General features: G+C 57.2%; 19 protein-coding genes. 8 read left to right on the forward strand and 11 right to left on the reverse strand.

Annotated elements, in window-relative coordinates; translation table 11 throughout:
• Positions 1-55: 55 nt before the first annotated feature.
• The 6 genes from HBM95_22430 to cpxP form a co-directional block, all read right to left on the reverse strand.
• Entirely contained in the window at positions 56-1360 is a 1305-nt protein-coding gene (locus tag HBM95_22430; protein ID NIH45653.1) for a citrate transporter, read from the reverse strand.
• 73 nt (positions 1361-1433) lie between these two features.
• The gene (locus HBM95_22435) at positions 1434-2177 is read right to left on the reverse strand and encodes a CDP-diacylglycerol diphosphatase (protein ID NIH45654.1); all 744 of its coding nucleotides are present in this window, start codon (positions 2175-2177) and stop codon (positions 1434-1436) included.
• Between the two features lie 107 nt (positions 2178-2284).
• Positions 2285-3274, reverse strand: coding sequence for a sulfate ABC transporter substrate-binding protein (locus HBM95_22440; GenBank protein ID NIH45655.1), 990 nt, complete (start codon positions 3272-3274; stop codon positions 2285-2287).
• A gap of 134 nt (positions 3275-3408) precedes the next feature.
• On the reverse strand, positions 3409-4371 hold the full coding sequence (pfkA, locus tag HBM95_22445) for a 6-phosphofructokinase (protein ID NIH45656.1): 963 nt from the start codon (positions 4369-4371) through the stop codon (positions 3409-3411).
• A 174-nt stretch (positions 4372-4545) separates the two neighbouring features.
• Complete coding sequence (fieF, locus tag HBM95_22450) at positions 4546-5439, reverse strand: CDF family cation-efflux transporter FieF (protein NIH45657.1); 894 nt, start codon at positions 5437-5439, stop codon at positions 4546-4548.
• Positions 5440-5592: 153 nt separating this feature from the next.
• The gene (gene cpxP / locus HBM95_22455) at positions 5593-6096 is read right to left on the reverse strand and encodes a cell-envelope stress modulator CpxP (protein ID NIH45658.1); all 504 of its coding nucleotides are present in this window, start codon (positions 6094-6096) and stop codon (positions 5593-5595) included.
• A gap of 150 nt (positions 6097-6246) precedes the next feature.
• On the opposite strand from cpxP, the gene cpxR reads away from it, so the two are divergent.
• Together cpxR and cpxA are read left to right on the forward strand one after the other, a co-directional pair.
• Positions 6247-6945, forward strand: a complete 699-nt coding sequence (gene cpxR / locus HBM95_22460; GenBank protein NIH45659.1) for an envelope stress response regulator transcription factor CpxR — start codon at positions 6247-6249, stop codon at positions 6943-6945.
• On the forward strand, positions 6942-8315 hold the full coding sequence (cpxA, locus tag HBM95_22465; protein NIH45660.1) for an envelope stress sensor histidine kinase CpxA: 1374 nt from the start codon (positions 6942-6944) through the stop codon (positions 8313-8315). Before cpxR ends, cpxA begins: the two co-directional genes overlap by 4 nt.
• Before the next feature lie 36 nt (positions 8316-8351).
• Here the strand turns inward: cpxA and yiiM are convergent, their stop codons facing one another.
• Positions 8352-9026 carry a 6-N-hydroxylaminopurine resistance protein gene (yiiM, locus tag HBM95_22470; protein NIH45661.1) on the reverse strand — a complete coding sequence of 225 codons (675 nt, stop codon included), beginning with the start codon at positions 9024-9026 and terminating at the stop codon, positions 8352-8354.
• A 71-nt stretch (positions 9027-9097) separates the two neighbouring features.
• The gene (gene sodA, locus HBM95_22475; protein NIH45662.1) at positions 9098-9718 is read right to left on the reverse strand and encodes a superoxide dismutase [Mn]; all 621 of its coding nucleotides are present in this window, start codon (positions 9716-9718) and stop codon (positions 9098-9100) included.
• A 287-nt stretch (positions 9719-10005) separates the two neighbouring features.
• Here sodA and rhaT point away from each other — a divergent pair, with 287 nt between their 5' ends.
• Positions 10006-11040, forward strand: a complete 1035-nt coding sequence (gene rhaT / locus HBM95_22480) for an L-rhamnose/proton symporter RhaT (GenBank protein NIH45663.1) — start codon at positions 10006-10008, stop codon at positions 11038-11040.
• Here rhaT and rhaR read toward each other — a convergent pair whose 3' ends face one another.
• Positions 11041-11889: an HTH-type transcriptional activator RhaR gene (rhaR, locus tag HBM95_22485; GenBank protein NIH45664.1), complete on the reverse strand. Its 849-nt coding sequence runs from the start codon at positions 11887-11889 to the stop codon at positions 11041-11043.
• A gap of 73 nt (positions 11890-11962) precedes the next feature.
• Positions 11963-12799 carry an HTH-type transcriptional activator RhaS gene (rhaS, locus tag HBM95_22490; GenBank protein NIH45665.1) on the reverse strand — a complete coding sequence of 279 codons (837 nt, stop codon included), beginning with the start codon at positions 12797-12799 and terminating at the stop codon, positions 11963-11965.
• Positions 12800-13100: 301 nt separating this feature from the next.
• Here rhaS and rhaB point away from each other — a divergent pair, with 301 nt between their 5' ends.
• The 5 genes from rhaB (at position 13101) to rhaM (ending at position 18284) form a co-directional block, all read left to right on the forward strand.
• Entirely contained in the window at positions 13101-14570 is a 1470-nt protein-coding gene (gene rhaB / locus HBM95_22495) for a rhamnulokinase (protein ID NIH45666.1), read from the forward strand.
• Positions 14567-15826, forward strand: a complete 1260-nt coding sequence (gene rhaA, locus HBM95_22500) for an L-rhamnose isomerase (protein ID NIH45667.1) — start codon at positions 14567-14569, stop codon at positions 15824-15826. Before rhaB ends, rhaA begins: the two co-directional genes overlap by 4 nt.
• 121 nt (positions 15827-15947) lie before the next feature.
• Complete coding sequence (gene rhaD, locus HBM95_22505; GenBank protein ID NIH45668.1) at positions 15948-16778, forward strand: rhamnulose-1-phosphate aldolase; 831 nt, start codon at positions 15948-15950, stop codon at positions 16776-16778.
• Positions 16779-16824: 46 nt separating this feature from the next.
• Positions 16825-17973, forward strand: coding sequence for a lactaldehyde reductase (fucO, locus tag HBM95_22510; GenBank protein ID NIH45669.1), 1149 nt, complete (start codon positions 16825-16827; stop codon positions 17971-17973).
• A complete protein-coding gene (gene rhaM, locus HBM95_22515; GenBank protein ID NIH45670.1) occupies positions 17970-18284 on the forward strand; it encodes an L-rhamnose mutarotase in 315 nt (104 codons plus the stop codon). The genes fucO and rhaM overlap by 4 nt, the downstream gene beginning before the upstream one ends.
• Here the strand turns inward: rhaM and HBM95_22520 are convergent.
• Positions 18272-19549, reverse strand: a complete 1278-nt coding sequence (locus tag HBM95_22520) for an MFS transporter (GenBank protein NIH45671.1) — start codon at positions 19547-19549, stop codon at positions 18272-18274. The genes rhaM and HBM95_22520 overlap by 13 nt on opposite strands.
• Positions 19550-19559 lie beyond the last annotated feature (10 nt).

Here is a 19559-nt window from a genome sequence, read left to right on the forward strand (position 1 = left end):
CTCCTCCCTCTCCTTTGGGAGAGGGTTGGGGTGAGGGGAAACCCCTCGCACCGAACTACACTTTACCTAACACGCTATACCACAGATAATCCAGCGGCAGCAGCACCAGATACGTTGCGATAGCCAGCGCCAGACAAAGCACCATCCCCGCCCTTGCAGGCACCTTCCCGAGCCCCATCGCCACCACAATCGGCGACGCCTGATACGGCAGCAGCGGCGTGGAATAGCCCAGCACCTGAATCATGATCACCGACAGCAGCGGGAAACCGGTCGCGTCCGAGAAGCTCTGAGCCAGGGTGGTGTACAACGCCGGAACGCCGTTAGCAGTCATGATGAAGTTGAGCGCTGTGGTAATACCGGTCAGCGCCAGGAAGCTGGTAAACGGTTTGTCCGCATCCAGCGGCATAATGCGCAGCAGCGCTTCGCCCACGGCCGTTCCGATACCGGTTTGCGTCACGACGATCGCCAGCCCAAGAATACCCGCGACGTAAATGCAGGTACGCATGTTCACGCCCGCAGAAAACTCCTCCCCGGTGATAAAGCCAACGCGCGGCAGCATGACGATGATCGACGCCGCCAGCCCCGTCCACGCGGGCCCTACGCCGTGCCAGCTCTCCGTGACCCACATTCCCAGCACCAGCGCCAGCAGCCAGGCGAGACGCTTTTCGTCCCGCCCCATGGGTTCAGACAGCGCCAGATCCTTCGGGGGTTTTGGGCTGCCGGGGAACAGCCAGCAGATGAGGCCAATCAGAATCAGGCCTTTGAGAATACCCAGCACCGGCGTATGCAGCAGTAGATACGGAACATAGTTCAGGTGAATGCCGTACGAGCCTTCCGCGGCACCGCTCATCACCAGGTTAGGGACGTTTGCAGGCAGGATAGTTGCCGAAAGCTGGAAGGTGCCGAACCCGACGGCCAGCGCCAGACCAAACCAGGCGCGGGAGCCGTCGGCGATACCGGCGCGTTTCGCCATCGCCGCGACAATGGGCATCAGCAGCGCAATACGCCCCATGTTTGACGGCATCACAAACGCCAGCGCGTAGCTGAGCAATACCACGCTCGCCACCATCAGCACCCAGGAGTCAGTGAGCTTTGCCGACAGCGCCCGGGCGGCCCTGTCCGCCAGCCCGGTTTTACGGATCGCCACGCCCAGTACAAACCCGCTGAATACCAGCCAAAAAGCCGACGAGGCAAAACCGCCGAAGATCGCTTCCGGCGGGGCGATTCTGGCGGCCATCGCCGCCGTAAAGAACAGCAGCGCGGTGATAAATTCCGGCAATAGCGACGTCGCCCACAGCACGATGGTGACGCCGACGATCAGCGAGGGCAGCAGCAGAGGATGCGTTAACCAGAGCGACATACCTGTCTCCTGTAGATTTTTTCAGCAAGTCTACGGTGACAGGCAGCCCGAGTAAACGCGATTTATGGTGGGGTTACTTCAGGATAGCGCATTGATGATCCTGCAATTCCTCTGCCGAGGCGCGGTTGAGCGTGAGCAGGTTACGCTCCGTAGCCAGCAGAATAAAAGATCCATCCGACTGCTGTGCCATTGCCAGCGCGAAACGCCCCATATGGTCGCGCGCTTCCGGTAGCTCTTCCGCCAGCATCATAAACGGGCTGCGCTGGACCAGTTCATTCTCCGTCACCCGGCGAGCGAGATACTCATGCCCTTCCAGCCCGCCCGGGAACGGTAGCCACTGGGTGCTGATTTCTCCCTGCGCCGCGTTAAGCTTCTCGCGCACGTCCGGGCGCAGGCAGGAGATATGGATATGAAAATGGTTCTGCGTACGGCCTGTCGGAGAGTTAATCGTCAGCGAAATGGCGCTGTCCGGCACCTCGGAGCCACGCTTCATGGTCATAAAGCTGCGCGACTGCCACGCCAGCCAGAAGAAGTTCGGCGTGTGAGGCTCGGTCAGGAGCGGGCTTTCGGTGCCATTGATGCGGTACGTTGGCATCAGCAGATACTGCAGCGGCCCGTTGCGGTCTTTAAATACCACATAGCCCGCGTCAGGCTTCACCTGCGCGCAGGGCGCCGGGTTACGGTGTTGCAGTTGATTAGGCAGGCACTGGTCGAGAACGATATGGCGCAACGCATTCGGATTACCCGCTTTTATCCAGTACACGCCGCCTGCGGCAAGAGCGATGACAATCAGGATCAGTAAGATAATTTTTTTCACAACGCGTTCCCTGTTTTCAATAGAGGCAAAAGAGTAACGCAAAATGATGACCAAATAAAAAACCCGGTGGATTTCTCACACCGGGTCGCCGTGTCGTTTGTTGTGGTTTAGCGCTGGCTAATCTGGTCGAAGGTGCCGCCATTAGAGAAATGCTCTTTCTGCGCTTTCGTCCAGCCGCCGAACACATCATCAATGGTGAAGAGCTTCAGTTTCGGGAATTCGCTATCGTATTTCTTCGCGACAGCCGCATCGCGTGGACGATAGAAGTTCTTCGCCGCGATTTCCTGGCCTTCCGGCGAGTAAAGATACTTCAGGTAGGCTTCCGCCACCGCTTTGGTGCCTTTCTTATCAACGACCTTATCGACCACGGAAACGGTCGGCTCAGCGAGGATGGATTCGCTCGGGGTCACGATCTCAAACTTGTCTTTACCCAGCTCGTGGGTCGCCAGCAGGGCTTCGTTTTCCCACGCAATCAGCACGTCGCCAATGCCGCGTTCGACGAAGGTGTTAGTGGCACCGCGTGCGCCGGAGTCCAGCACTTCGACGTTTTTGTACAGGGATTTGACGAATTCCTGCGCTTTAGCCTGGTCACCGTTGTTGTGGTGCAGCGCGTAGCCCCAGGCCGCGAGGTAGTTCCAGCGTGCACCGCCGGAGCTTTTCGGGTTCGGGGTAATCACAGAAACGCCCGGTTTGATCAGGTCGTTCCAGTCCTTAATCTGCTTCGGGTTTCCTTTACGCACCAGGAAGACGATGGTCGAGGTATATGGCGCGGAGTTATCCGGCAAACGTTTGATCCAGTTTTTGTCGATACGACCACGCTCGGCGATAGCGTCGACATCATAGGCCAGCGCCAGGGTCACCACGTCGGCTTCAATACCGTTAATCACAGACGTCGCCTGCTTACCGGAGCCACCGTGAGACTGACGAATTACCACGTTATCGCCGGTTTCCTGTTTGTAGTGCGCCGCAAATGCTTTGTTGTATTGATCGTACAGCTCACGCGTCGGGTCATACGACACATTCAGTAACTGGATGTCCTTTGCCAGAACGCTGGTCGATGCCAGCAATAACGTTAAACCCACGCCCCATTTATTCATCGCCCAGCTCTCTTGTGTAGTGTTTTGATGAATGCAGCGTGCCAGAAAGCGAATCGAGGATTAAAGAATAAAAAAAGATTGGCTATAACGAAGAGGAATAAAAGCCCTCTTCTGAAAGAAGAGGGCTTGAAGGATCAGTACAGTTTTTTGGCGCAGTCCAGCCAGTCACCTTTGAACGGACGCTTCATGTTTTCAATCGCGTCGATGATGTCATGGTGAACCAGCTGTTCGTTCTGAATACCGACGCAGCGGCCGCCGTGGCCTTGCAGCAGCAGCTCGATAGCGTACGCACCCATACGGGATGCCAGGATACGGTCGTACGGGCCCGGGGAACCGCCGCGCTGGATGTGACCCAGAACGGTTGCGCGGGTTTCGCGTTTGGTTTCGGTTTCGATGTACTTCGCCAGCTCGTCAACGTCACAGATGTGCTCGGTGATAGCCACAATCGCGTGTTTCTTACCCTTCGCGATGCCCGCTTTGATTTCAGCGACCAGATCTTCGCGGCTGAACTCCACTTCAGGAACCACGACGAACTCACAGCCACCGGCGATAGCCGCCGCCAGGGTCAGGTCGCCGCAGTAACGGCCCATCACTTCAACGATAGAGATACGCTGGTGAGAAGAGGAGGTGTCACGCAGACGGTCAATGGCTTCCACAACGGTGCCCAGCGCGGTGAAGTAACCGATGGTGTAGTCAGTGCCTTTGATGTCGTTGTCGATGGTGCCCGGCAGGCCGATGCACGGGAAGCCCATTTCGGTCAGACGTTTTGCACCCATGTACGAGCCGTCACCGCCGATGACCACCAGCGCGTCCAGGCCACGCTTTTTCATGTTCTCGATAGCCACTTCACGGATGTGTTCGTCACGGAATTCCGGGAAGCGCGCAGACCCAAGGAAGGTACCGCCACGGTTGATCATGTCAGACACGCTGTAGCGGTCGAGCTGAACCATACGGTCTTCATACAGACCCAGGTAACCATCATAGATACCAAAAACTTCCAGACCTTCCGTCAGCGCTGCACGGACAACCCCACGAATTGCCGCGTTCATGCCCGGCGCATCACCGCCGCTTGTCAACACACCGATTTTCTTAATCATGACTACCTCTGAACTTAGGAATGCAAAATTGAAATCTGTTGCCGGAAGAAACTTATCGACCAACGAATACTGCAAATAGTATATCAATCCCTTCTGGCTGAATTGATTCAGGTCAGACCAAATGGCGGTAATTTATACACAAAATGCTGGCCTGGCTCACTTTTTTACAACGAATTACGAAAGCCCAACATGTCCGGGTACAACCGAGCAGGGATCCTGGTGAATGATGACGTCTGAACCAGGAAAACGCTGCAAAATCGCCTGCTCGACCTGTTCAGCAATCACGTGAGCCTGAACCAGCGGCAGGTTGTCTTCCATTTCAATATGAATCTGAATAAAGCGGGTCGGCCCTGACTGCCGCGTTCGAAGATCGTGTGCGCCGCTGACGCCGGGCCAGGAGGTCACGATGGAAAAAATTTCATTACGTTCCGAGTCCGGAAGAGCGCGATCGAGCAGTGATTGCACCGCGTCATACCCCATCCGCAGGGCGCTATATAAAATATAGATACCAATCCCTAACGCAAACAACGCATCGGCCCGATGCCAGCCATACCAGGCCAGACCGAGCGCAATAAGAATAGCCCCATTCATCATAACATCAGATTGATAATGAAGCATATCCGCCCGTACAGCCTGACTTTGCGTTTTGCGAACGACCCAGCGCTGGAACGTTACCAGAACAAGTGTGCTTATAAGTGCAATTACCGTGACGACCACGCCGACACCGGGATTATTCATCGGTGAAGGCGAAACCAGATGTTGAATACCGGTCAAAAACAGGAACAGTGCCGAGCCAGAAATGAACATACTTTGCGCCAGCGCGGCCAGCGACTCCGCTTTGCCGTGTCCAAACGTGTGCTCTTCATCCGCCGGCTGCAGCGAGTATCGCACCACCAGCAGGTTGGTCAGCGAGGCAGCAATATCCACCAGTGAATCCACCAGCGCCGCCAGAATACTGACCGAGCCGGTGTACCACCAGGCAAAGATTTTAATCAGCAGCAGGCCAGAGGCCATGACGGTGGCCGCAATGGCGGCCCGGCTTACCAGCCTTCCATAGGATTGATTCATAAACGCTCCTGTCATGTCATGCCGCTAGTATAACGGAAGCATGGGGAGGCAAAGGATGAATAAACGGTTAACAAATCAGAATGCGGGGCAAAAAAAACCCCCACATCATGTGGGGGAAGACAGGGATGGTGTCTATGGCAAGGAAAACAGGGTTTACTGGTTACTACGGGTACTGCTATTGCTACTGAAAAACGTTGTTTCTGAGCTTCGCTGCATCCGTGCAACCTCACGCAGCTGGTCCATTCGCTGCTGATGTTTGGTATTCAAAACCGCTTGCTGCTCGGGCGTTAGCAGGTGGAACATCTGGTTGCGGACCTTCGCCATCTCTACCTGGCGGGCAACCTGTTCCTGTGCCATTTTTTCGGCCTGAGCGCGGACAGCGCTTTCGTCAAAATTTTCTGCGGTGACAAGGCGATGCATTGTCTCCATTTCGCTAACATTAACAGGGGGCTGATCGTGTCGTGCCCTCTGCATCAGATCTCGCATCTGTTGACGCTGATGTTCGGTTAAACTTATGCCGTCAAACATATGGCTTTGGCTGCTGTGCGTTGCGCCCTCTTGCGAGGGACCGTTATCGCCGATGATAGCTACAGCAGCCTGGCTAAACGCACTGAACGCCAGCGTTGAGGCCATGACGGCAGCGGTAACTTTGCGCATCACTTGCTCCCAAAATCTTTCGTGTCGCGATTCAACGAGAGACAGTCTACGATTCAGGCTGCAAACATGCGTCAGGGGGTGTAAAACAACGTAAAGTCATGGATTAGATAGCCTTGATGTCGTAATTTCTGCCTCGGAGGTATTTAAACAATGAATAAAATCCTGTTAGTTGATGATGACCGAGAGCTCACATCCCTTTTAAAGGAGTTGCTCGACATGGAAGGTTTCAACGTCCTGGTTGCCCATGATGGCGAGCAGGCGCTGAGTCTCCTTGACGACAGCATCGATCTACTTTTGCTCGACGTAATGATGCCGAAGAAAAACGGTATTGATACTCTGAAAGAGCTTCGCCAGACACACCAGACGCCTGTAATCATGCTGACCGCGCGCGGCAGCGAACTTGACCGCGTTCTCGGCCTTGAGCTGGGTGCGGATGACTATTTACCGAAGCCGTTCAACGACCGTGAACTGGTGGCCCGTATTCGCGCTATCCTGCGCCGTTCCCACTGGAGCGAGCAGCAGCAAAATACCGACAACAGCTCGCCAACGCTGGAAGTGGACTCCCTGAGCCTGAACCCGGGCCGCCAGGAAGCGAGCTTCGACGGCCAGACGCTGGAGCTGACCGGCACCGAGTTCACCCTGCTGTATCTGCTGGCACAGCATCTCGGCCAGGTGGTATCGCGTGAACATTTAAGTCAGGAAGTGCTGGGCAAACGCCTTACCCCGTTTGACCGCGCCATCGACATGCACATCTCTAACCTGCGCCGCAAGCTGCCGGAGCGTAAAGACGGTCACCCATGGTTTAAAACCCTACGTGGTCGCGGTTATCTGATGGTTTCCGCTTCATGATAGGCAGCTTAACCGCCCGCATCTTCGCCATCTTCTGGCTGACGCTGGCACTGGTTTTAATGCTCGTTTTGATGTTGCCAAAACTCGACTCACGCCAGATGACGGAGCTTCTCGACAGCGAGCAACGTCAGGGCGTGATGATCGAACAGCACGTGGAAGCGGAGCTGGCAAACGATCCGCCGAACGATTTGATGTGGTGGCGCAGGCTTTTTCGCGCTATCGATAAGTGGGCGCCTCCCGGACAACGTCTTTTGCTGGTCACCAGCGAAGGCCGCGTGATTGGAGCCGATCGCAATGAAATGCAGATCATCCGCAACTTTATTGGCCAGGCGGATAACGCCGATCACCCACAGAAGAAGAAATATGGTCGGGTAGAGATGGTCGGTCCTTTCTCGGTACGGGATGGGGAAGACAACTACCAGCTCTATCTGATTCGCCCCGCGAGCAGTTCCCAGTCCGACTTCATCAACCTGCTGTTTGACCGTCCGCTTCTGCTGCTGATTGTCACGATGCTGGTCAGTTCCCCGCTGCTGCTATGGCTGGCGTGGAGCCTGGCAAAACCGGCGCGTAAGCTGAAAAACGCCGCCGATGAAGTGGCGCAGGGTAACCTGCGGCAGCATCCTGAGCTGGAATCCGGGCCGCAGGAGTTCCTGGCCGCAGGAACCAGTTTCAACCAGATGGTGAGCGCGCTGGATCGCATGATGACCGCCCAGCAGCGGCTGCTGTCGGATATCTCGCACGAGCTGCGCACCCCGCTCACGCGCTTGCAGCTTGGCACCGCGCTGCTGCGCCGCCGCAGCGGGGAAAGCAAAGAGCTGGAGCGTATTGAGACGGAAGCCCATCGTCTGGACAGCATGATCAACGATCTGCTGGTGATGTCGCGCAACCAGCAGAAAAACGCGCTGGTGAGCGAAACGGTGAAAGCCAATCACCTGTGGCATGAGGTGCTGGACAACGCGGCGTTCGAAGCTGAACAGATGGGTAAATCGTTCACCGTCAACTTCCCGCCGGGCCCGTGGCCGCTGTACGGTAACCCCAATACGCTGGAAAGCGCGCTGGAGAATATCGTGCGTAACGCCCTGCGCTACTCGCATACGAAGATTGAAGTGGCGTTTTCGGTGGATAAAGACGGGATTACCGTCATTGTCGATGACGACGGCCCTGGCGTCAGCCCGGAAGATCGCGAGCAGATTTTCCGTCCGTTCTACCGCACCGACGAAGCGCGTGACCGCGAGTCTGGCGGCACGGGGCTGGGTCTGGCGATTGTTGAAACCGCCATGCAGCAGCACCGTGGCTGGGTGAAAGCCGACGACAGCCCCCTGGGTGGGCTACGGTTAACGCTGTGGCTACCGTTGTATAAGCGTTCGTAGCTGTTAGTGCCGGGTGGCGGCTTCGCCTTACCCGGCCTACTTTCCCCACAATCTCCGCGAATTATCCTCGATCTTGCCGCTTAAGCGCCGCTTCTGCATCGTTCTGGTCCAGCTGGTCGATAACCCCGCTGCCGACAGCAGGTGGTGATACTGCTCGTCGTCAAACGGCATATGCCAGGCAATGGCGCAGGCGTCATAAACAGACACATCGCTCAGGCGCGACGCCAGCTCAAGCGGCGCGTCCGCTGAAACCTGCCCAGCCAGCACCACGCGGTACAGCCAGCCGGTTTTACCCGCTTTTTGCAGCAGGGCCGACATATCCTGAATCCCGAAATGGTAGTTGAGCTTGAAGCACGGCGAGCGTGGCTGCGTCACCTGAATCAGGGCATCACCCCAGCGGTAGATATCGCCGATAAAGACGTTCTTTTCGGTGAGCCCTTCGGTAGAGAGATTTTCGCCAAACGCGGGCGCAACGAAGAGGTCCGCCTGCTCGGGGAATTCCGCTTTCCAGTGCTGGTAGTGCTCGCGCGGATAGTGACACAGCGCGCGCTCCGGCCCGCCGTGGATTTTCTTTTCGGCCTGCTCGTCACCCGCCAGCCCGAGATCGGTTAACGTCAGTTCACCGTCGACCTGCACTTTGGCGATGGCGCTCGGGCGGCTGCCGTCGTACTCCCTGACCTTGCCTGTAAATACGTTCACCGGGTAATGCATTGCTGCCTCCATTACGCAGATACAAAAAAAGCGAGTCATAAGACTCGCTTCTCACAGGCGTCAATGCAACCTTATTTTTTAGCGGCGAAACGCGCTGCTGCTTCGTCCCAGTTCACCACATCCCAGAACGCTTTGATGTAGTCAGGGCGACGGTTCTGGAACTTCAGGTAGTAAGCGTGTTCCCATACGTCCAGACCCAGGATTGGGAAGCCGGATGCGCCAGAGATCGCTTCACCCATCAGCGGGGAGTCCTGGTTAGCAGTAGACACTACCGCCAGCTTGTCGCCTTTCAGAACCAGCCACGCCCAGCCAGAGCCGAAACGGGTCGCAGCGGCTTTTTCGAATTCCGCTTTGAAGTTGTCAACGGAACCGAAGTCGCGCTCGATAGCCGCTTTCAGGTCGCCCTGCAGGGTGGTGCCGGTTTTCAGGCCTTTCCAGAACAGGCTGTGGTTAGCGTGACCGCCAGCGTTGTTACGCAGCACGGTTTTCTTGTCTGCTGGCAGCTGGTCCAGTTTGGTAATCAGCTCTTCAACAGGCAGGTTAGCGAACTCTGGCAGGCTTTCCAGCGCGGCGTTCGCGTTGTTCACATAGGTCTGGTGGTGTTTAGTGTGATGGATTTCCATCGTCTGCTTGTCGAAATGCGGTTCCAGTGCGTCGTAGGCATACGGCAGGGATGGCAGTGTATAACTCATAATCCTCTCCATTATTGTCGGGCGGCACAGCTGTTAATGCCGCGTAAGCAGTTGGTTCATTATAGTTAATTAAATGATATTGAAAATGATTATCAATGCCGTAGTTTTTATATGGTTATTCAGGTTTTGCCTAAACGCAAAATTGTGAGTCTGCTCACCAGGTTAACGCGCTGATTGCCATCCAAAACCAAAGTGCGGCAACCTTCTGAAGGTTCCTGAACCGCCTAATTTTTACACTCATCAAGTCGGGGGGAGGCCACCGGCTATAAAAACGATGAGGACGTAAAATGAATCATGCGATTACGATGGGTATCTTCTGGCATTTGATAGGCGCAGCCAGTGCAGCCTGTTTCTATGCCCCGTTCAAAAAGGTGAAAGGGTGGTCGTGGGAAACCATGTGGTCGGTTGGCGGTACCGTGTCCTGGCTGATTTTGCCATGGACCATTAGCGCCATGCTGCTCCCGGATTTCTGGGGCTACTTCACCTCCTTCAGTGCTTCCACCCTGCTGCCGGTGTTTCTGTTCGGCGCGATGTGGGGCATCGGCAACATTAACTACGGACTGACCATGCGCTACCTCGGGATGTCGATGGGTATCGGCATCGCGATTGGCATTACGCTGATCGTCGGCACGCTGATGACGCCCATTCTTAACGGTAATGTCGACGTGTTGATCAACACCAAAGGCGGGCAGATGACGCTGCTGGGCGTGCTTGTCGCGGTAATCGGCGTGGGTATCGTCACCCGAGCGGGTCAGCTGAAAGAGCGCAAGATGGGCATCAAAGCCGAAGACTTTAACCTGAAGAAAGGGCTGCTGCTGGCAGTGATGTGCGGCATCTTCTCGGCGGGCATGTCGTTCGCCATGAACGCCGCAAAACCCATGCACGAAGCGGCCGCCGCGCTGGGCGTCGACCCGCTGTACGTGGCGCTGCCAAGCTACGTGGTCATCATGGGCGGCGGCGCGCTGGTAAACCTCGGCTTCTGCTTCATTCGTCTGGCAAAAGTGAAGGATCTGTCGGTAAAAGCAGACTTCTCGCTGGCAAAATCCTTAATTATCACCAACGTGCTGCTTTCGATGCTGGGCGGCATCATGTGGTATCTGCAGTTCTTTTTCTACGCCTGGGGTCACGCCAGCATTCCGCCGCAGTACGACTACATAAGCTGGATGCTGCACATGAGCTTCTACGTGCTGTGCGGCGGGCTGGTTGGGCTGGTGCTGAAGGAGTGGAATAACGCCGGGCGTCGTCCGGTGGGCGTTCTGAGCCTGGGCTGCGTGGTGATCATCATTGCCGCTAACATTGTCGGCCTCGGCATGGCGAACTGATTACGCTGCCTTTCGACTACGATGACGCCACTGAACCGGCGTCATCCCCACCTCGCGATTAAACACCACCGAAAAGTAATTACTGTCCTCAAATCCGCAGCGCATCGCCACTTCACTGACCATCAGCTCCGTATGCTGCAACAAATACTGGGCGTGGCAGATGCGCAGCTGGCGCAGGTAGTGGTTCACCGTCATCCCCGTCTGGGTGCGGAACTGCTGGCGCAGTGCGCGCTCGCTGCACTGCTCCTGCTCGCAGAACTTTTCCAGCATGAAACTTTTGTTCAGGCTACCCGCAAGCCGGGCGATCAGCTTGTCCAGCAGCGCTTCCTGGGCGGTCGCGGAGGGGTTGTCGGTGGCATAACGATGGCGTTTAAGGGTCATGACCAACTGGGCGAAAAGCAGCTCCGCCATCGGGTTTGCCACCGAATCGTGCTTTTGGCTCTCCTGCTCCAGCTGGGAGATCGTCTGGCGCACCTGAGCCATGCCGTTGCTGCTTAAGCGCCAGTGGGGTTCGCCTCTGGCATTGAGAAAACCGGGGATATGAGCCGCCCAGTCAACATTCAGTTTGAGCCTGTCCGGGCAGTAGATAACGTTCTGCAAAACCAGATCGTTAACCGAGGCGTAAGCGTGTTTGTCTTCGCCGCGGATGTAAAACAGATCGCCACGCGTGATGCGGTAGGGCCGGTCGTTGAGGATGTGTAAGCCGTTGCCGCGCCAAACGAGCACCAGCTCGCAAAACTCGTGGGTATGCTCGGCAAAGACATTTTGCGGGTAGCGGTCGGCCACCGCGACGGCCTGACTCGCGGAGGCAAAAAAATCATCTTTGCGAAGAATTAACTGAGCGGCCACACCACAACCTCTACGGTGAATAACCGGACATTATTAGCCATTTTGCGGCAATAAAACGGTGATTGCCTTCGCGTTACTGGATTGAAGCATCCTTCCCCTGACGGATATCGCGCGGCGACCAGCTAAACTCGCGACGAAAAAGGGTCGAAAAGTGATTACTGTCGCCGAAACCGCAGCGATACGCGATATCCGTGACGCTTTCGTCGGTGTGACGTAAAAGGTGACGCGCTTTAATCAGGCGCAGGCGGTTGAGGTAGCGCTGCGGCGTGAGCCCGGTGTGCTGCTTGAGCTGACGATGCAGCGTGCGTAACGACAGCGAAAAATCATCCGCCAGCGTTTCCCAGCACACGTCCTCGGCGAAATGGTCCTCCAGCCAGGCCATCAGTTGGTTCAGCCGCGCGTCGTTATTTGCCAGCCCTTCCACCAGGCTGCTGCGACGCAACAGCACCAGCAGCTGCATAAACAGCAGCTCGCGGGTGGCAATGGCATGGGTCTCCTGCCCGTCCTCGCTCTGCTCCATTTGATTCACCAGCTGGCGCACCTGCTGCAACGTGGACTGATTCACCCGCCAGTGAGACGGGTAGTGTCCATCCTGCTCCTGGGGCAGTAGCTTGTTCAATCCCGACAGAAACTGGAACGCGTCCGGCGAACGATAGAGCACGTTGGTCAGACACAGGTTGTCGGTATGTTCATACAAATGCCTGTCGCGATCGCGCACGAAGCACACCATACCGCCGCTGATGGTGTATGGCTGGCCGTTGAAGACATGAATGCCTGTCCCATGCTCGACAATCACAATTTCATGAAAATCATGATGATGTTCAGGAAACGCGGCCTGCGGGAGCCGTGGCTCAATCGCGATCGGAGATGTTCCCGACGGGAAAAAATCGACGCTGTGCAGTACGGTCATAGCGGCCCCCACCAATGAGAAAAGTTCTCAAAATAGTAATTAAGGCCTTCCACACTCACCTTAAATTTTTGACAGCAAACGTCGCAAAGACTGTCCGTTTTTCAAGAAACAGACGAAAAAATCGGGAAATGCGGTCAGCGTCACATTGCCCTAAAACCCCGCCCTCACTGGAAATTGTGAACTCCCTCACGTTCATCTTTGCTTCCTTGCCAGCGCGAGATTCGTGCTGTCAGTGACGAGAAGGTGGCCTTTTCTTCCCTTTTTTACACTCAGCACCAATGACTTAAGAAGGGACCTGATCATGACTTTTCGCCATTGTGTAGCTGTCGATTTAGGCGCATCCAGCGGCCGCGTAATGCTCGCCACCTGGGACTGCGGCAAGCGCACACTCACGCTTCGCGAAATGCACCGTTTCGCCAACAGCCTGCAAAAACAGGACGGTTTTGATACCTGGGATATTGATGCCCTGGAAGCGGAGATCCGCACCGGGCTGAACAACGTCTGCAATGATGGCATACGCATCGACAGCATCGGCATTGATACCTGGGGCGTGGATTACGTTCTGCTCGACAGCCACGGCGAACGCATCGGCCTGCCCGTCTCGTATCGAGACAGCCGCACCGACGGGCTGATGGCACAGGCCATAGCCCAGCTTGGCAAACACAACATCTATGGCCGCAGCGGCATTCAGTTTCTGCCGTTTAACACGCTGTATCAGCTGCGCGCGCTGGTTGAGCAGCAGCCGGAGCTGGTCAAAAAGGTGGCGCATGCACTGCTCGTCCCGGACTACTTAAGCTACCGGCTGACCGGCAACATGAACTGGGAATACACCAACGCCACCACCACGCAGCTGGTCAACATCAACACCGATAGCTGGGATGAACACCTGCTGGCCTGGACGGGTGCCTCACCTTCCTGGTTCGGCACGCCGACCCATCCGGGTAATGCGATCGGGCAGTGGCTCTGCCCGCAGGGGAACGCCATCCCTGTTGTCGCCGTCGCCAGTCACGATACCGCCAGCGCGGTGATTGCATCCCCGCTGGCCAGCAAAGACGCGGCCTACCTCTCTTCCGGCACCTGGTCGCTGATGGGCTTTGAGAGCAAAACGCCATACACCAGCGACGCCGCAATGACGGCGAACATCACTAATGAAGGCGGTGCCGAAGGGCGCTACCGCGTGCTGAAGAACATCATGGGACTCTGGCTGCTCCAGCGAATGCTGAAAGAGCAGCATATTTTCGACCTGCCGGCGCTTATCGCCGAAACCGAAAAGCTGCAGGCCTGTACGTTCCTGATCAACCCGAATGACGACCGCTTTATTAACCCGGTGCATATGAGCGCCGAAATCCAGGCCGCCTGTTTCGAGACCGGACAGCCGGTCCCGTCCCGTCCTGCCGAGCTGGCGCGCTGTATTTTTGACAGCCTCGCCCTGCTCTACGCTGATGTTCTGAACGAGCTGGCGAGCCTGCGCGGCAAACCGTTCAGCCAGTTGTATATCGTGGGCGGCGGCTGCCAGAACCAGTTGCTGAACCAGCTCTGCGCCGACGCCTGCGGCATCACCGTGGTGGCGGGTCCGGTGGAGGCCTCGACGCTCGGCAACATCGGTATTCAACTGATGGCCCTGGACGAACTTTCAGACGTCGATGAATTCCGTTCGGTGGTCACCGCGAATACCCGCCTGACTACTTTCATCCCTAATCCCTGCCATGAAATTGCCCGCTACCGGGCGCAGTTTCAGCAAAAACGACTGACTAAGGAGCTTTGCGCATGACCACTCAACTTGAACAAGCCTGGGATCTGGCTAAACAGCGTTTCGCCGCCGTTGGCGTGGATGTCGAAGCAGCGCTGCACCAGCTCGACCGTCTGCCTGTCTCCATGCACTGCTGGCAGGGCGATGACGTCGCTGGCTTCGAGAACCCGGGCGGTTCCCTGACGGGTGGCATTCAGGCGACGGGTAACTACCCGGGTAAAGCGCGCAACGCCACCGAACTGCGTGCAGACCTGGAGCTGGCACTGAGCCTGATCCCCGGGCCAAAACGCCTGAACCTGCACGCGATCTATCTGGAGTCCGACGAGCCGGTGGCGCGTAACGCGATTAAACCGGAACACTTTAAAAACTGGGTGGAATGGGCAAAAGCCAACAGGCTGGGCCTGGACTTCAACCCCTCCTGCTTCTCGCACCCGCTCAGCGCGGACGGCTTTACCCTCTCCCATGCCAACGATGAAATCCGTCAGTTCTGGATCGACCACGTGAAGGCCAGCCGCCGCGTCTCGGCTTATTTTGGTGAACAGCTTGGCACGCCGTCAGTGATGAACATCTGGATCCCGGACGGCATGAAAGACATCACCGTCGACCGCCTGGCCCCGCGTCAGCGTCTGCTGGCCGCGCTGGATGAGGCCATCAGCGAAAAACTGGATCCGGCACACCACATCGATGCGGTGGAGAGCAAGCTGTTCGGCATTGGCGCGGAGAGCTATACCGTCGGCTCGAATGAGTTCTACATGGGTTACGCCACCAGCCGCCAGACCGCGCTGTGCCTGGATGCCGGTCACTTCCACCCGACCGAGGTGATCTCCGACAAAATCTCCGCCGCCATGCTCTTCGTGCCGCGCCTGCTGCTGCACGTCAGCCGTCCGGTGCGCTGGGACAGCGACCACGTGGTGCTGCTGGATGACGAAACCCAGGCGATTGCCAGCGAAATCATCCGTCATGACCTCTTCGACCGCGTGCACATCGGCCTCGACTTCTTTGACGCCTCCATCAACCGTATCGCGGCATGGGTGATCGGCACTCGCAATATGAAGAAAGCCCTGCTGCGCGCGCTGCTGGAGCCAACCGCGGCGCTGAAACAGCTGGAAGCAAACGGCGACTACACCGCGCGCCTGGCGCTGCTGGAAGAGCAAAAATCCCTGCCGTGGCAGGCCGTTTGGGAGATGTACTGCCAGCGTAACGACGTGCCGGCAGGCAGCCAGTGGCTGGAAAACGTGCGGGCGTATGAGAAAGACGTGTTGAGTCAGCGCGGATAGCTGACCCCTCACCCCTGCCCTCTCCCCAAAGGGGAGAGGGAGCAAACCATCCCCTCGCCCCTTTGGGGAGAGGGTTAGGGTGAGGGGAAACTCTCACCGCGATAACTGGAAAATAAAGACTATGCAGACTATCACCCACTCCTGGTTCGTCCAGGGCATGATCAAAGCCACCTCCGACGCCTGGCTGAAGGGCTGGGACGAGCGCAACGGTGGCAACCTGACGCTACGCCTGGACGACGCGGATATCGAACCGTTCGCGGCCGATTTCCATCAAAAACCACGCTATATTGCACTGAGTCAGCCGATGCCGCTGCTCGCGAATACACCGTTTATCGTCACCGGCTCCGGCAAGTTCTTCCGCAACGTTCAGCTTGACCCGCAGGCCAACCTCGGCGTGGTGAAAGTGGACAGCGACGGCGCGGGCTACCACATTCTGTGGGGCCTGACCGACGAGGCGGTGCCCACCTCCGAACTGCCGGCGCACTTCCTCTCCCACTGCGAGCGCATCAAGGCGACTAACGGCAAAGACCGCGTGATCATGCACTGCCACGCCACCAACCTGATCGCCCTGACCTACGTGCTGGAAAACAGCGCTGATTTCATCACCCGCAAGCTATGGGAAGGCAGTACCGAGTGTCTGGTGGTCTTCCCGGACGGGGTCGGCATTCTGCCGTGGATGGTGCCGGGTACCGACGAGATCGGCCAGGCGACCGCCAGAGATATGCAAAAACATTCGCTGGTGCTGTGGCCGTTCCACGGTGTCTTTGGCAGCGGTCCAACGCTGGATGAAACCTTCGGTTTGATCGACACCGCCGAGAAATCAGCGGAAGTGCTGGTGAAGGTTTATTCCATGGGCGGTATGAAGCAAACCATTACCCGCGAAGAGCTTATTGCGCTAGGCAAGCGCTTCGGCGTGACCCCGCTACGGTCAGCGCTGGAAATATACGCATAAACCCTCGCTGGCCGGACGGTACGGGCGATAGTTAAGGAGAATTATCATGAGCTTTATGTTGGCACTTCCAAAAATCAGCCTGCACGGTGCGGGCGCTATTGGCGACATGGTCAAGCTGATGGCGAACAAAGAGTGGGGCAAAGCGCTGATTGTCACTGATGGCCAGCTGGTGAAGCTGGGTCTGCTGGACAGTCTGTTTACCGCGCTGGATGCGCACCAGATGTCATATCAGCTGTTTGACGCGGTCTTCCCCAACCCAACGGAGGCGCTGGTACAGAAGGGATTCGCGGCCTACCGGGAAGCCGCGTGTGATTATCTCATCGCCTTCGGCGGCGGCAGCCCAATTGATACCGCCAAGGCCATTAAAATCCTCACCGCCAATCCGGGTCCGTCCACCGATTATTCCGGCGTCGGTAAGGTGAAAAACCCGGGCGTGCCGCTGGTGGCGATCAACACCACCGCAGGCACGGCGGCGGAGATGACCAGCAACGCGGTGATTATTGACTCCGCACGTCAGGTGAAAGAAGTGATCATCGACCCGAACATCATCCCGGATATCGCCGTGGATGATGCCAGCGTCATGCTGGATATTCCTGCATCCGTCACCGCCGCAACGGGGATGGATGCGTTAACGCACGCCATTGAAGCCTATGTGTCCGTTGGCGCGCACCCGCTAACCGATGCCAACGCGCTGGAAGCGATTCGCCTGATAAGCCTCTGGCTGCCCAGAGCGGTCGACGACGGTCATAACCTGGACGCGCGCGAGCAGATGGCATTTGGTCAGTATCTGGCGGGCATGGCGTTTAACAGCGCTGGTCTCGGCCTCGTGCATGCCCTGGCGCATCAGCCGGGCGCGACGCACAATCTGCCGCACGGCGTGTGCAACGCCATCCTGCTGCCGATCGTCGAAAGCTTTAATCGCCCGAACGCCGTGGCACGGTTTGCTCGCGTGGCGCAGGCGATGGGCGTCGACACGCGCGGCATGAGCGACGAAGCGGCCAGCCTGTCAGCGATTCAGGCGATTCGCGACCTGAGCGCCCGCGTCGGTATTCCGTCCGGCTTCAGCCAGCTTGGCGTCACAGAAGCCGATATCGAAGGCTGGCTGGATAAAGCCCTCGCCGACCCGTGCGCGCCATGCAACCCGCGCACCGCCAGCCGCGACGAGGTTCGCGAGCTGTATCTGGAGGCATTATGATCCGTAAAGCCTTTGTCATGCAGGTAAACCCGGACGCGCACGAGGAGTACACGCGTCGCCACAATCCCATCTGGCCCGAGCTGGAAGCGGCACTGAAAGACCACGGCGCGCACCACTATGCCATTTATCTCGACAGAGAACATAGCCTGCTGTTTGCCACCGTAGAGATTGAATCAGAGGAGCGCTGGAACGCGGTCGCGAATACCGACGTCTGCCAGCGCTGGTGGAAACACATGCATGATGTAATGCCGTCGAACCCGGACAACAGCCCGGTGAGTGCGGAGCTTAAAGAGGTCTTTTACCTGGACTGATGTGTTAATGCTGCTGCCCCCGCGGCGGCGGCAATCTCCTGCCTGCTGCTCAGCGTAAACGCCGACACCACCGTGATCGCCAGCACGAAGCAGCCCAGCATCAGATACGTCTCCTGGAAGCCGATCCGGTCATACATATTCCCGGCAAAGGCGGAGAGGAAAATTGCCGCCGACTGTTTGGCAAACTGGAAGCCAATCAGGTAGATAGTGGCCGACAGGCGAGTATCAAACACCCCGGTGATGTACTTGAACGCGCCCACCAGCAGGAACGGCACCTCCAGCGCGTGCAGCATCTTCAGGGCAATCACCTCCACGGCGGTGGTGGCGAACGACGAGCCGATAATGCGCGTCGCCATAATCACCCCGGCGATCAGCAGCGTATTTTTCGCGCCGATGCGGTTAATGATCCACGGCGAGCAGAACATGATGATAGCGTTACAGATTTCTCCGGCAGTGGTAGCAAAACCAAAGGCGCGGGTCCCCTCCTGCGGCGTGGCGAAGAAGGTTTTGAAGAAGGTGGCAAACTGCTGGTCGAAGACGTCATACACACAGGCCACGCCGATCACGTACAGAATGAACATCCACATTCTGCGCTGGCGGAACAGGTTAAAGACGGTTCTGGCGGTGATCTGCGGCTGGTTGGCGCCCAGCGCATTCATTACCTGCGCCGTCTGGTTGGGCTTTGGCTTCGCGACCACCAGCAGCAGCATCAGCAGCAGCGCCGCCGCCGATCCCATCCAGAAGACGTACGACGGGTCAATGCCGAACAGGATGCCGCCCGTTGAGGCGCACAGCCCCCAGCCGAGACAGCCAAACATGCGCGCCTTGCCGTATTCAAAGAAGCTGTTGCGGCTCACGCGTTCAATGTAGGCCTCAATCGCCCCCGATCCGGCCGAGAAGACAAAACCGATATACAGCCCGCCGCTCAGCGCGCCCAGCCAGATATTGGCTTTCAGCAGCGGCGCGAAGACGTACAGGAAGAACGGTGCGAACAGAAACAGCAGCACCGAGATGATCCACAGCAGGTGTTTTTTCAGCCCCAGCTTGTCTGAAATCACCCCGAGCACCGGCTGGAACGCGATGGCGGACAGCGAGATACAGGAGAAAACAATCCCGGTATGGGTTTTGTTCAGGCCGATGATGTCCGACAGCCAAATCGGCAGGAACGGAAAGCAGGTGGCCATGATGAAGAAGTAGAGAAAGAAGAACAGCCCGAAGATCCAGAAGTTAGGGTTGTCTTTGTGGGTACAGGTTGTTGCGTTCATTATTTTTATC

The sequence above is a fragment of the Enterobacter asburiae genome (assembly GCA_011754535.1).
GTDB lineage: Bacteria > Pseudomonadota > Gammaproteobacteria > Enterobacterales > Enterobacteriaceae > Enterobacter > Enterobacter cloacae_N.

Bases quoted from the DNA above. Each gene is read 5' to 3' on its own strand.
- HBM95_22430 (NIH45653.1), bottom strand. From the start codon at position 1,360: ATGTCGCTCTGGTTAACGCATCCTCTGCTGCTGCCCTCGCTGATCGTC.
- HBM95_22440 (NIH45655.1), bottom strand. From the start codon at position 3,274: ATGAATAAATGGGGCGTGGGTTTAACGTTATTGCTGGCATCGACCAGC.
- pfkA (NIH45656.1), bottom strand. From the start codon at position 4,371: ATGATTAAGAAAATCGGTGTGTTGACAAGCGGCGGTGATGCGCCGGGC.
- fieF (NIH45657.1), bottom strand. From the start codon at position 5,439: ATGAATCAATCCTATGGAAGGCTGGTAAGCCGGGCCGCCATTGCGGCC.
- cpxP (NIH45658.1), bottom strand. From the start codon at position 6,096: ATGCGCAAAGTTACCGCTGCCGTCATGGCCTCAACGCTGGCGTTCAGT.
- cpxR (NIH45659.1), top strand. From the start codon at position 6,247: ATGAATAAAATCCTGTTAGTTGATGATGACCGAGAGCTCACATCCCTT.
- cpxA (NIH45660.1), top strand. From the start codon at position 6,942: ATGATAGGCAGCTTAACCGCCCGCATCTTCGCCATCTTCTGGCTGACG.
- yiiM (NIH45661.1), bottom strand. From the start codon at position 9,026: ATGCATTACCCGGTGAACGTATTTACAGGCAAGGTCAGGGAGTACGAC.
- sodA (NIH45662.1), bottom strand. From the start codon at position 9,718: ATGAGTTATACACTGCCATCCCTGCCGTATGCCTACGACGCACTGGAA.
- rhaT (NIH45663.1), top strand. From the start codon at position 10,006: ATGAATCATGCGATTACGATGGGTATCTTCTGGCATTTGATAGGCGCA.
- rhaS (NIH45665.1), bottom strand. From the start codon at position 12,799: ATGACCGTACTGCACAGCGTCGATTTTTTCCCGTCGGGAACATCTCCG.
- rhaB (NIH45666.1), top strand. From the start codon at position 13,101: ATGACTTTTCGCCATTGTGTAGCTGTCGATTTAGGCGCATCCAGCGGC.
- rhaA (NIH45667.1), top strand. From the start codon at position 14,567: ATGACCACTCAACTTGAACAAGCCTGGGATCTGGCTAAACAGCGTTTC.
- rhaD (NIH45668.1), top strand. From the start codon at position 15,948: ATGCAGACTATCACCCACTCCTGGTTCGTCCAGGGCATGATCAAAGCC.
- fucO (NIH45669.1), top strand. From the start codon at position 16,825: ATGAGCTTTATGTTGGCACTTCCAAAAATCAGCCTGCACGGTGCGGGC.
- rhaM (NIH45670.1), top strand. From the start codon at position 17,970: ATGATCCGTAAAGCCTTTGTCATGCAGGTAAACCCGGACGCGCACGAG.
- HBM95_22520 (NIH45671.1), bottom strand. From the start codon at position 19,549: ATGAACGCAACAACCTGTACCCACAAAGACAACCCTAACTTCTGGATC.